This window comes from Lacrimispora sphenoides, assembly GCF_900105215.1.
Classification (GTDB): Bacteria; Bacillota; Clostridia; order Lachnospirales; family Lachnospiraceae; genus Lacrimispora; species Lacrimispora sphenoides_A.
Window position 1 is genome coordinate 2,782,282 of record NZ_FOIP01000001.1, and the last position, 13,459, is coordinate 2,795,740.

The following is a 13,459-nucleotide window of genomic DNA, read 5'->3' on the forward strand; positions in this document are numbered from 1 at the left end:
ATAGAAAAAAGAGTAAGGAGTGTTCTAATATGGCAAAGACAGGAAGTTTAACAATTAACAGCGAGAATATTTTCCCGATTATCAAGAAATGGTTGTATTCCGACCATGATATTTTCTACCGCGAGCTTGTTTCCAATGGCTGCGATGCTATTACCAAGCTTAAGAAGCTGGAAATCATGGGAGAATGGCAGAAGCCGGAGGATCTGGATTTTAAGATCGAGATCATTACAGATTCCAATGAAAAGTCCATTACCTTTAAGGATAACGGACTTGGAATGACCATGGAGGAAGTCGATGAGTACATCAACCAGATCGCTTTCTCAGGCGCCCAGGATTTCCTTGAAAAGTATAAGGACAAGGCCAATGAAGATCAGATCATCGGTCACTTCGGACTTGGTTTTTATTCCGCATTCATGGTAGCTGACAGAGTTACGATTGATACCTTATCCTATAAGGAAGGCGCTTCTGCGGTTCACTGGGAGTCTGACGGCGGTACGGAATATGAGATGGAAGAAGGGGACAAGGCAGAGTTTGGTACCACCATTAAGCTGTATCTCAATGAAGAAAGCCTGGAATTCTGCAACGAGTACCGCGCAAAAGAGGTTCTTGATAAATATTGTTCCTTTATGCCGGTGGCAATCTATTTATCCAGTTCATCTTCAGAGCCTCAGTATGAGACCATTGAAAAGGATGAGCTGACCGATAAGGACACTGTTATCGAAACCATCCTCGAGGAAGCAGAGACCGAGGAAAACGAGAACGAAAACGGTGAGAAGGAAGTCGTAGAGGTATCTCCTGCCAAAGAAAAATATAAGATTAAAAAGCGTCCGGTACCTGTCAATGATATCAATCCCCTGTGGAACAAGCATCCAAACGACTGCACAGAGGAGGAGTACAAGTCCTTCTACCGCAAGGTATTCAATGACTACAAGGAACCATTATTCTGGATTCACTTAAATATGGATTATCCTTTTAACTTAAAAGGAATCCTTTACTTCCCCAAGCTGAATTTAAATTATGACAGCCTGGAGGGAACCATTAAGCTGTATAACAGCCAGGTATTTATTGCTGACAATATCAAGGAAGTTATTCCGGAATTCCTGATGCTGTTAAAGGGAGTGATCGATTGCCCGGATCTGCCGCTTAACGTATCCAGAAGCGCTCTTCAGAACGATGGTTTTGTGAAGAAGATTTCTGACTACATCACAAAGAAGGTTGCGGATAAATTAACCGGTATGTTTAAGACAGACCGTGAAAATTATGAAAAATACTGGGATGACATCAATCCATTTATTAAATTCGGCTGTTTAAAAGATGAAAAGTTCGCGGAGAAGATCAATGATTCCCTCCTGTTTAAGAATCTGGACGGCAAGTATTTAACTCTTTCCGATTGTCTGGAGGAGAATAAGGAGAAGCATGAAAACAGCGTATTCTATATCTCCGATGAAAAAGAGCAGAGCCAGTACATCAACATGTTTAAAGAGGCAGGCATAGATGCGGTTTATTTAACCCATAATATTGACAGTCCGTTTGTAGGCTATCTCGAACAAAAGAATGAGAATGTTAAGTTCTTATGCATCAATTCTGACTTATCCGACATCTTCAAAGAAGAGGTAAAGGAAGAAGATAAGGAAGCCATGAAGGCAGATGCAGAGACCCTGACCGAACTGTTCCGCAAAGCATTAAACAAAGAGCATCTGGAAGTAAAGGTGGAGAAGTTAAAGAACGGAAATGTATCTTCCATGATTACCGTATCTGAGGAATCCCGCCGCATGCAGGAAATGATGAAGATGTATACCATGCCGGGAATGGATCCTTCCATGTTTGGCGCAGGCGGTGAGACCCTGGTTCTTAACTACAACAATAAGCTGGTGCAATATATACTGGGACACAAAGACGGAGCCCATACAAACTCTATCTGTGAACAGCTTTATGATCTGGCGGCTCTCAGCCATGGTTCTCTGACACCGGAGCGCATGACGAAATTTATTGCCAGAAGCAATGAACTGATGCTTGTGATGGCAGAGGAATAGAACGTGAATCCTTGGATTTAGGGATATCTTTTTTCGCCTGATTGTGCTATATTAGATACAGCGATTTAAAATTGGCAGGGAAAATACCTTTGGGGGAACCTGCCCCCGCTGTATTGGGCATGTATCTATTACCCAGATAGCATGGGCATGGAAAGGAGAAACTTTAATGAAGGAAAAGACTATGAAGATGAGAAAGGCGATGCTGCGTCTGATGATCGCTCTCATGCTGGGTATATTCGCAGGAGCTGCACCTGGAGCCGCACTGGTGTCTCACGCAGAGACAGTTGCTGCTTCAGAGGCCAACCTACCGGCAGAAGGAACATCTGAGGACTTTGGAGTGACCTTTTTAATATGGTTTTTTGGGGGAATTACGCTTCTGATCCTGTTTGTTGTCGTAGTGGTCGTTTGTTCCAGCATAAGCGCAGTAGGAGTATTTGATGCGCAGGGAGAGGAATAATATCTGATGGTAAGATAAGGACTTGTACCTTGGAAGTTTCCCGGTATAAGTCCTTTTTTATGAAAAAAAAATTATTTTTGCATCATTAAGATTCATTCTCATAGCAGCCGGATCATGTAAAATTATTCTATTGACATCCGAGTCTGGTTTCTCTATAATATATGGTAATGAATACTACATGATAAGTTTTTCGCCAGGAGGAAGGATAGAGATATGAGCTATAAAATCATTGGGGACAGCTGCCTGGATCTTACGGCAGATCTAAAGAAAGATCCTCACTTTCAGATAATTCCCCTTACTTTGCAAGTGGGAAATACTCACGTAATCGATGACGAGACCTTTGACCAGAAGAGTTTTTTAGAGCTGGTAAAAAGCAGCAGCGAGTGTCCTAAAACAGCATGTCCGTCACCGGAGTTTTATAAAGAAGCCTTTGAATGCGACGTGGATCAGATTTTTGTTATCACTCTGTCCGAGCATTTAAGCGGCAGCTATAACAGTGCGGTTCTGGGAAAAAGGCTCTATGAAGAAGAACATGGGAATGACGGGAAAAAGATCGCTGTGCTTGGCTCGGATTCAGCCTCAGCCGGACAGTTAAATATCGCTCTTTACGTCCAGTCCCTTTGCCAGGCATCTCTGCCCTTTGAAGAAATTGAAGAGAAGGCAAGGACCTTCATCAAGAATATGAAGACCTATTTTGTATTGGAAAGTCTGGATACTTTACGAAAAAATGGACGACTTACCGGTCTTCAGGCATTTTTTGCCACTGCCTTAAACATTAAGCCGGTTATGGGTGCGAATTCAGGCGTAATCATTAAGCTGGACCAGGCAAGGGGAATCAATAAAGCGCTGGCCCGCATGGTGGAGATTGCTATTAAGGACGGAGGAGAAACCAGAGATAAGGTTCTGACAATTGCTCATTGTAATAATCCGGAACGGGCAGAGCATGTAAAGCAGGAGATGCTCAAGCAGGCCGTATTTAAGGATGTGCTCATTGTAGAAACAGCCGGAGTTGCTACGGTATATGCTAATGACGGCGGAATCATCTTAACGCTATAACGATATTTGATAAAAGCTTTACAAGTTTGGAAAAATATGTTAAAATGCTCACAAATAGAGAGTTTGACTAGGTGTAACTGTAATTAATCATGCAGGCATAACTGGTTATATTTATACTTTTGCTCAGGCAAGGCGTAAATATGACCAGTTTTTTATTTTAGGGAATTGAAATTAAGATTCAAAGACAGTACGTTTTATGAGAGGCCGAAAATCAGCCTCTCAAAAGCTGTATTATAAAAAGAAAGGATGGGAACTATGAGAGAAAACTTTTTGTGGGGAGGAGCCACTGCGGCAAACCAGTGCGAAGGCGGCTGGAAGGAAGGAAACCGGGGAATGGGAACTGTGGATGTGATCCCATGGGGAGAGAATCGTCTTCCGGTTATGCAGGGGGAGAAGGATTACAGGCAGCTGCCGGAAGATTCCTATTATCCCTCCAGGGAAGCCATTGATATGTACAATCATTGTAAGGAGGACATCGCCTTATTTGCAGAAATGGGATTTAAATGCTATCGCTTTTCCTTTTCCTGGTCCCGTATTTTTCCAACTGGAGAAGAAGAGAAGGCGAATGAAGAAGGGCTTAAGTTTTATGAGGATTTCATTGATGAGCTTTTAAAGTATGGGATCGAACCGGTAGTGACCATCTGCCATTTTGATATGCCGCTGGCTCTCGTTGAAAAATATGATTCCTGGAAAAACCGAAAGGTCATTGATTGTTTTGAGAAATACTGCGATGCTATTTTCCGCCGTTTCAGGGATAAGGTGACTTACTGGATCACATTTAATGAGATCAATATGCTTCTTCACCTGCCGTTTATGGGTGCCGGAATCCGGTTCTCTGAAGGAGAAAATGAAATGCAGGTGAAATATCAGGCTGCCCATAACGAATTAGTGGCTTCTGCCATGGCAACCAGACTGGCTCATCAGATTAATCCGGATTTTAAAATAGGCTGCATGCTTGCTGCAGGAAATTTCTACCCCTTTAGCTGCAATCCTAAGGATGTCTGGGAAAGCATAAAAAAAGACAGGGATAATTATTTCTTTATTGATGTACAGGCCAGAGGAGAGTACCCTGCCTATGCAAAGAAAATGTTTGAGAGGGAAGGAATAAAGCTTGAAACAGGTCCGGAGGACGACGAAATCTTAAAAGAGCATACGGTGGACTTTATTTCCTTCAGCTATTACTCATCCCGGTGTGTTAGCACAGCAGAAGAAGCCATCACAGAATCCACATCAGGCAATGTGATGAAGAGCGTTAAGAATCCCTACTTAAAGGAATCGGAATGGGGATGGCAGATCGATCCTCTTGGACTTAGGGTTACTTTGAATACTCTGTATGACCGTTACCAGAAACCGTTATTTATCGTGGAAAACGGCCTTGGTGCAGTGGATAGACTGGAAGAGGATGGAAGCATCATAGACGACTACCGGATAAATTATCTGGAAGAGCATATAAAAGCAATGATCGAGGCTGTGGATGAGGATGGAGTAGATTTATTGGGATATACCCCCTGGGGCTGTATTGACCTGGTCAGTGCATCTACAGGAGAAATGAAAAAGCGCTACGGATTTATCTATGTTGATAAGGACAATGAAGGAAATGGAAGCTTAAAACGCAGCAGGAAAAAATCCTTTGAATGGTATAAAAATGTAATCGCAAGCAATGGAGCTGTTTTGAAGGAAAGCGGATCTTGATAGCAAAATAGCATACGGGGAGGAAGGAAAGCACCTTTTGGGATCGGACAGACCCGGAAAGGTGCTTTTTTTGATGGATTTCATTATAATTAAAAGGAAAAACATATTTTTGTTGAAAATAGTAGGAGTAAAAGATATAATATATAAAAATACAAAAGTTTGAGGGGTCCGATGGAAAAAGAACAATTTTTATATAAAAAAATTTATCTGGATTTAAAAAATAAGATCCTTGCCGGAGAGCTGGAGGAAGGAACATGTCTGCCCCAGACGGGAGAATTAGCGGCTGCGTATGGAGTGAGTACCATAACCATTACCAATGCTTTAAATGCACTGAAAGGGGATGGCTACTTAAACCGGATCAAGGGGAAAGGAAGCTTTATACAGATTCCGGTAAAGATCGCAGGGACTTTAACAAGCGGTTTTGATGCTGCATCGGAACGATATGAGAACCCGGACCGGGATAAGATGCTGGGCCTGGTTCTGGAGCATGTATCCTCCTGTTTTGGGCTTGATATGATGTATGCAATGGATGCCATGGCGGCTGAGGCCGGCTATAAGCTTTGCGTCCGCTTTTCCTACGGAGAGAGAGAGAAAGAAACAGAGGAAATTGAGTTTTTAAAGGAGCTTGGCGTCAGTGGGATCATAGTCATGCCCTGTCATGGAATTTATTATAATACAGCTATTTTAAAGCTTGTGGTTGAAGAATTTCCTATGATACTGATCGATAAAAAAATGGAGGGGATTCCGGTTCCATCCGTAAGAACAGACAACTATCTTGCCATGAAAGAGCTGGTGGATTATCTGGTTCATAAAGGAAATAAAAAGATCGGCTTCATTACATTTTCAGAAAACGGCACTTCTTCTATTAAGGACAGAAGAAAGGGATTCCGTGAGGCCATAAGGGCTGCCGGGGTCGAGAATATAGAGGAATGCTGTCTGGAAGGGGCTGAAAAAATAAATATTTATTCAGATGATCTTGATATAGGCCTCAGCGGGAAGATTGAACGGTATCTTGATGATAATAAGGACTTAGATGCGGTAATCTGCGCAGAATATGGAATTGCCAGATGGCTTGGAAAATGGAAGGGAATTACCGTATGCTGCATTGACGAAGATTATTTATCACCCGGAGGTCCTCATTTCACTCATATAAAGCAGAATGAAAAGAAAATTGCCTTTGAAGCCATCAGGATCCTGTTAAAACAGATAGAAAAAGATCCGTCCTACAGCCAGATGGATTGTTTGGTTCCTGGAATATTTTGCGAATACTAAAATATATATTTTGCTCCTGTGATAATTAGGGTGCAGAACAATGATTATAATTGTTCTGTGCTCTTTTTTTATTCGTTGTAAATATTGCATAAAAAATATTGATTGATTATGTGTTTTAGTAACAAAATACCGATACATAGTTGAAAGTAAAAGTGTGATATGGTATTATAAATAAATAAAACATATATTTTAATTAAAATATATGTAAAAGTTGAGTAAATATGGTTTACAAAATCAAAAATATAATATAGTATGATTTTGTAGTCCCAAAGAGTGTTGGATTGAAAGGAGAAAAAATGAAAAAAAGAAGAGTCATGTCACTGCTCGCAGCAGCACTTATGGTGTGTTCCATAAGCGCCTGCGGAAAACAGGAGAGCGCTAGCACAAAAGCAAGCCAGACAGAGGAAAGTAAGGCAGAAGAAAGTAAGACAGACGAAAGTAAGACAGAAGCAGCCAGCCAGCCGGGGAAAGAAGCGGGGGGCACCGTAAAGATCATGACAGCTAATACAGGAGGCAAGGATGAAGCGGAAATGAAGCTTTTTACAGAAGCCCTTTCTCAGGCCACAGGCCTTACGGTTGAATTTGAAAAGCCGGCATCGGATTATGACAAGGTTCTGATGCAGAAATTAAGCGGCGGCGAAACCTATGACCTGATTTATATCACTGCCAGCCAGTATGCTAATCTGGTAGCTCAGGGGGCCTTAATGGATATTACGGACCGGGTAAATGGTTCGGAGATTCTCACCGGCAATGTGGATCCGGCTGAGTGGAAGGACATCACCATTGACGGTAAAATCTACGCCGGTTTCAACAAAAAGGAGATCCACAGGGTAGTGGCTTTAAACAACACGCTTCTTAAAAAGGCAGGAATCGATTATAAGATGATCGAGCCCACCATGGATGGATATTATGATGTGATGAAAAAATTAAAAGACAGCAGCCAGGACCCTGACTTTTATCCCTTTGATTCTATTTTATCTGAAACCTATGATTTACAGCCCTGGATGGCGGCAGCGGGCTTAAAGAACGGCGTGGTCCTGGACGATTCCGGGAAGCGGTTTGCGCCATACTCAGAAGATGGAGCAGCACCTGTATGGGAATGGTTTAAAAAGCTGTACGACGATGGTCTGCTGGATCCCTCCTCCTTTGTAGATAAGACAAAGGATATGAGAGCCAAAATGGGGGCCTCCTCACAGAAGACGGCTTTGACGGTAGACTGGGCAGCATGGGTTGGTTTACATAATGCAAATGCTAAGGCAGGGGGAATTTCTCCCGAAGATTTTGAGATCGTTTCTCTTCCTGGACTTAAGACCCCTGACGGAAGCTATATGCTGGTCAAAGGAAGCGCCAGTTTGTTTGCAGTTCCTGCCAATGCAAAGAATCCTGACGGAGCCATGAAGGTTTTAGAGTATTTTGCGACGCAGGAAGGCGGAAATCTTCTTTCAACCGGAATTTTAGACTATGATTATACTGGTTCAGATGGGAAATTTGAATTGACGGAAACAGGAGCTCAGCACGGCAATGACCATGGCGCTCCATTCCCTATCTATAAGGATTTCAAGCCGATTTTCGGATTCAATCCCGGAGTGGAAGAGGCGTTAAGCTACAGCAGCTATGCAACCATTGACAGGATCATTCCTAATGAAGCGGATTACAAGGAAATCGTGGGCAAATGGGGGATCAAGATCATCAAAGGAGATGTTTCCACCCAGGAGGGGCTTAGCGGCATGAGAAAAGAGCTTGTTGACCGGAAAGTGACTGACCGGTAATCACAATTCCCAAAAAAGACAGGAGGTATCGGTTTGAAAGGACAGCTTAAGAAAAGGATATTGCGGTATAAGGAGATCTATCTGCTGCTGATACCAGTTCTCATCTACTTTCTTGTATTTTCCTATTATCCGCTGGTACTGGGAATCATAAAAAGCTTTCAGAAGGTAAAGCTTTTAGGCGGCTATGAGATAGTAGGGTTTAGCAATTACAAGGAGATTTTTGGGGATAGGCAGTACAGACAGGCGTTTATTAACAGTCTTACAGTAGGAGGCGGAACCTTTATCCTGCAGTTTGTCTGGGGACTATTAATAGCTGTATTGCTGAATGAGATCAGAAGCAAGGCACCCAAATCCCTGTTCCAGACGGTTACTTACATACCGTATCTTCTGTCCTGGTCTGTGGTAGGAGGTTTGTGGATCTCCATTTTATCGCCTGCAGGCATGGTAAACGGCATTATGAGGGCTTTCATGGGAACCAGTTATTCTCCCATGGTATTTATGTCGGAGGGACGTTTCGCCAGATCGATCATGATTTTTACAGGTGCATGGAAAGGGGCCGGCTATTTTGCGGCCCTGTTCCTGGCCGCCATGGTCGGAATCGATTCGGCCCTGTATGAATCCGCCAGAATGGATGGTGCTACAAGAATCAAGCAGATCCGATACATCACTCTGCCGGTCATCGTGCCCACCATGAAGGTGGTAGCAGTGTTGTCGGTCATGGGAATCCTGCGGAACTTTGACCAGATTTTTGTTATGATGAATGCCTCCATCAGCGATAAGGTAAAAAACCTGCTGGTTTTAATTTACGAACAGGGCATTATCCAGTTTAATGTAGGGACTGCTACGGCGGCTGCGACCGTCGTATTATTCGCAACCCTGCTGATTACCTCGGCAGTCAGAAAAATGCTGAAATATGATGAGATTTATTCCTGATGGAAAGGGCAGAGATATGAAGAATAATCTAGATAAAAAAGGTTTGACAGGTTTCTGGAGAGTACTATTTTTGTTTTTGACGGCAGCCATTTTTCTTACCATGTTTCTTCCCATGTGGAATGTATTTGTAGTGTCCACCTCAACAGCCCTTGATTCCTCTCAAAGCGGAATCAAGCTGTGGTGGACAACATTCAGCTTGGAAGGCTTTTTCTATGTATTCCGGGTGACCAAGATGGCAAGACCGTTTCTAAATTCCCTTTTTATAACCACCTTGGGTACTGTGATCCAGGTTCTTTTATCAGCCCTTGCAGGCTATGTTCTGATACAAAAGAGCCTTCCTTTTAAAAACTTTATATCCTCCTTCATCATGCTCACCATGATGGTGCCGGGGGACTTAACTTTGATATCCGTTTACCAGCTCAATAAGCAGCTGTCATTGTTAAATACTTATCAGGGGTTGGTGCTAAATGGACTGGTGTCCGGTTTCAGCATTATGATGATGAGAAATTACTTTGAGACGGTCCCTTATTCTCTTGCGGAATCAGCCAGAATGGACGGGGCAGGTGAGTTAAAAATATTCGGAAGTATCTATATGCCTATATCCCTTCCGGGATTTGCTACTGTGTTCTTCATGGAGTATGTGGCCAGATGGAACTCTATCATGCTTCCCGCGACCTTGATCACGGACGAGAAAAAGTATACCCTTCCTCTGATGTTAAAGCAGATGATCATGTCTGTAGATTCCACATCGGGAACGGCGGCAACTCCGGATAACGCGATAATGGCGGCGATCGTGATTTCAACCATACCGCTGCTGATCATCTATATGTTTGCCCAGAGATTTCTCATGGAGGGCATAAACATGGGGGCCGTTAAGGGCTAAAGGAGGACCGAAATGAAGGAAAAGACAATCACATTTCAAAGGACAGTAATAAAAGAGGAAGAAGGGCTGTATTTAGAGGTACCGTTTTTCGTGCCGGATCAGGCTGAGGCCATGGAACTATCATACGACTACGAAAGGAACGGAACTATCATTGATTTCGGCCTGTTAAATGATACGGGAGAATTGATCGGCTGGTCCGGCTCTGACCGGAGCCGGATCGTTATTTCAGATCACAGGAGCATGGCTGGTTTTGCGTCGGTTCCTGTAAAGCAGGGACAATGGAGCATACTACTGGGAGCCTATAAGGTAGAAGAACAGGGAGTGGTAATTACATATAAAATTACGTTCCATTTAAAAGGCCTGCGGTTATATAAGGGAGATACCCACCTTCATTCCAGCGGCTCCGACGGAAATATGACTCCGGAAGAACTGGCACTTGCTGCCGGAAGAGAAGGGCTGGATTTCCTGTTTGTTACGGATCATAACAATTATGCCCACAATTACCAGCTTCGTTCTACGGACCTGGTAACCATGATTCCGGGAGTGGAATGGACCCATTACAAAGGACATATGGGAATGCTGGGAAGGAATCGTCCATATAAAAGCTTTCTCTCCAATTCCCTGGAAAGGACCGTAGAAATCGTCGAGGAAGCAAGGGAAAACGGTGCCTTTACGGTACTAAACCACCCCTTCTGTCCCTGGTGCGGCTGGCAGTGGGGGATGGAGAAGGTTCCCTTTGACGGGGTGGAGGTTTGGAACGGAGGCTTAATGCCGGAGAGCAACCAGGCCTGCCTGGCCTGGTGGGATGAAAGGCTTAAAGAAGGGAAAAGGATCCCAATAACAGGGGGCAGCGATTTTCATAAATATGAACTGGGAAGAATGCCGGCTTCTCCTTGTACCTGCGTGTACGCCCTGTCAAATTCCGCCGAGGATATATTAGAAGGACTTAAAAAAGGCCATTCCTTTCTGACCATATCTCCGGAAGGTCCCATGATGGAAACCTGGGCCGGGGAGGCTCTCATGGGAGATGAGATCCCGGAAGGAAGCGAAATCATGTTTAATTTCCGAAACTTACGCGAGGGAGATATCCTGTTCCTGGTTTCCCAGGACGGCAGGGAAGAAATCCCTTGCGGATCGGGCCGGCTTTCCATTCAAAGAACTGCCGGAAAAGCCGGATATCTCAGGGCGGAGATCAGGCGGAGTTTTCTTAAGGGGTATCCTTATATTCCGGTGCTCCTTTCCAATCCTTACTATATAACAGGTGAAAAAAATGACAAAGAATGAAATAGTGACAAATGAAACAATAAAAAGGGTACATGTAGTATTCATGACCCATTTTGATATGGGATTTACGGATCTTGCAGACCGTGTTCTTTCCAGCTATATCCAGGATTTTATTCCTGAAGCCATCAGGCTTGCCATGGACTTAAACCAGGATGGAAGGAAACGGTTTATCTGGACCTTAGGGGCATTCTTAATTGACCAGTATTTAAAAAAATCGCCTCAGGCGGAAGCACAGAAAATGAAAGATGCCGTTATGAGAGGAGATATCAGCTGGCATGGACTGGCCTTTACCACTCATACAGAACTGATGGATGCTGACCTGATGAATTTTAACTTAAGCTATGGGGACAGACTGGACAGAGAGTTTGGAAGAAAGACAATGGCTGCAAAACTTACTGACGTACCTGGCCATACGAAAGCCATGGTGCCAATCATGGCCCGCCATGGGAAACGATATCTTCATATCGGAGTAAATGCCTCATCCATGAACCCAATGGTTCCCAAAAGCTTTGTATGGCGGTCAGGAAACAGCGAGATTCTTGTCCAGTATTCCCCTGTTTATGGCTCGACCTGTTATATGGAGGGTATGGAGGATGTTCTGGAGTTTGTCTTTTTAGGGGATAATCTGGGCCTTCCCACGAGAGAAGATGTTTTAAGTCAATTAGAGGAATTGGAAAAGAAATATCCAGGTGCAGCAGTGGAGGCCTCCACTTTGGATGCTTATGCCGGAAAGCTTTGGGAAAGAAGGGAAGAGCTTCCCGTAATAACGGAGGAAATCGGGGACACCTGGATTCACGGCATTGCCTCAGATCCGGTCAAGGTCAGCGGCTTCAGACGGCTTCTGGGCCTTAAGGATCAATGGAAAAGACAGGGGAAGTTTGATTATGAAGGGCCGGAATTCCATGGTTTTATGGAAAATCTTCTGATGGTATGCGAACATACATGGGGGCTGGATTATAAGAAGCACCTGTTTGATTTTAAAAATTGGGAAAAGGAAGATTTTAAGAGAGCCAGAAAAGAAAATCATGTAACGGGGGATATGTTTACGGAAAGAAATGCAGCTCTTTTACATGCCATATATAAGGAGAAAGGTGTGGATCATCTGGAGAGCACCTATGACCGGTACGAAAGCTCCTATGAGGAGCAGCGGGCCTACTTACTCGAAGCGGTCCGGCTGCTGCCGGAGGAGCTTAAAGAGGAAGCCAGGCAGGCGCTAACATGGAATCCGGTTACAGAAGTAGAGACATGGGAAGAAGGAGGAGAGGTCCATCCTTTTGAGATCGTTTCCATACAGGACTGGAAAGCGGCGTTTGATGGAAGCGGCTCAATGGTATATCTGGAAAAGGAGGGAAAGGTCTGGATCCAGTCAGGCTGCTTTGGCCGTTTTTCTTATGAAACCTATGGGGCTACGGATACGGTATCGGAATATTATGAGTACAATCATGCATTTAAGGAAAATATGGCCTGGTCAGAAGCAGATTTTTCAAAGCCCGGACTGGAAACTGTGGAGGGACTTACTAACTGGAATTATACCTTTGGAGTGCGGGAGATGAGAAGGTCTGATTCTGTAGTGAGGATTTGTCTGGCAGGGAACCCGGCGGCTGTAAGGGAATATGGATGCCCTGAGCGGGCGTGGATTACCTACACGTTTGGAGAAGAATTATTGTGCGATCTTTTGTGGGAAAATAAAGATGCCAATAAAATGCCTGAAGCCCTTTGGTTTGATGTTAATCTTGATGTTGAAAATCCTTATCTCTGGAGGATGAAGATCATGGATCAGGAAATCTCTCCTCTTAAGGTAGTAAAAGGAGGAAACCGAAGGCAGCACTGCATAGAAAAGCTGGTCTATGACGGGGCGGATGGGACCATAGAAATACATAATACTGATTCTCCTCTGGTAAGTGTGGGAGGAAGGCGGCTGTATGGCGGTTGTCTGGAGCTTCCGGATATGAAAAAGGGATTTTCCTATTGCCTGTTTAACAATAAATGGGGAACTAATTTTTCCATGTGGTGCCAGGAAGACTGCAGGTTCCGGTATGTCTTAAGCTTTCAAAATAAGTAAAAGGGAATATTTGACAAA

The 13,459-nt window shown here is 43.8% G+C and carries 10 protein-coding genes; all 10 read left to right on the top strand.

The features are described 5' to 3' along the window. Positions 1-29 precede the first annotated feature (29 nt). The 10 genes from htpG to BMW45_RS12720 all read left to right on the top strand — a co-directional run bounded on the left by htpG (position 30) and on the right by BMW45_RS12720 (position 13,441). Entirely contained in the window at positions 30-2,033 is a 2,004-nt protein-coding gene (gene htpG / locus BMW45_RS12675; protein WP_092244106.1) for a molecular chaperone HtpG, read from the top strand. A gap of 166 nt (positions 2,034-2,199) precedes the next feature. Then, positions 2,200-2,490: a hypothetical protein gene (locus BMW45_RS12680; protein ID WP_025234561.1), complete on the top strand. Its 291-nt coding sequence runs from the start codon at positions 2,200-2,202 to the stop codon at positions 2,488-2,490. Positions 2,491-2,703: 213 nt separating this feature from the next. Further along, positions 2,704-3,546, top strand: coding sequence for a DegV family protein (locus tag BMW45_RS12685; protein WP_092244109.1), 843 nt, complete (start codon positions 2,704-2,706; stop codon positions 3,544-3,546). A gap of 246 nt (positions 3,547-3,792) precedes the next feature. Next, on the top strand, positions 3,793-5,238 hold the full coding sequence (locus BMW45_RS12690; RefSeq protein ID WP_092244112.1) for a 6-phospho-beta-glucosidase: 1,446 nt from the start codon (positions 3,793-3,795) through the stop codon (positions 5,236-5,238). Positions 5,239-5,409: 171 nt separating this feature from the next. Next, on the top strand, positions 5,410-6,510 hold the full coding sequence (locus tag BMW45_RS12695; protein ID WP_092244114.1) for a GntR family transcriptional regulator: 1,101 nt from the start codon (positions 5,410-5,412) through the stop codon (positions 6,508-6,510). Between the two features lie 296 nt (positions 6,511-6,806). Then, on the top strand, positions 6,807-8,279 hold the full coding sequence (locus BMW45_RS12700) for an ABC transporter substrate-binding protein (protein ID WP_092244117.1): 1,473 nt from the start codon (positions 6,807-6,809) through the stop codon (positions 8,277-8,279). 33 nt (positions 8,280-8,312) lie between these two features. After that, the gene (locus BMW45_RS12705; RefSeq protein WP_092244120.1) at positions 8,313-9,212 is read left to right on the top strand and encodes an ABC transporter permease subunit; all 900 of its coding nucleotides are present in this window, start codon (positions 8,313-8,315) and stop codon (positions 9,210-9,212) included. 16 nt (positions 9,213-9,228) lie between these two features. Further along, positions 9,229-10,095 carry a carbohydrate ABC transporter permease gene (locus BMW45_RS12710; protein WP_025234555.1) on the top strand — a complete coding sequence of 289 codons (867 nt, stop codon included), beginning with the start codon at positions 9,229-9,231 and terminating at the stop codon, positions 10,093-10,095. Between the two features lie 12 nt (positions 10,096-10,107). After that, positions 10,108-11,379, top strand: coding sequence for a CehA/McbA family metallohydrolase (locus BMW45_RS12715; protein WP_092244122.1), 1,272 nt, complete (start codon positions 10,108-10,110; stop codon positions 11,377-11,379). Next, complete coding sequence (locus tag BMW45_RS12720; protein ID WP_092244125.1) at positions 11,366-13,441, top strand: DUF5054 domain-containing protein; 2,076 nt, start codon at positions 11,366-11,368, stop codon at positions 13,439-13,441. The genes BMW45_RS12715 and BMW45_RS12720 overlap by 14 nt, the downstream gene beginning before the upstream one ends. The last annotated feature ends 18 nt before the right edge of the window (positions 13,442-13,459 follow it).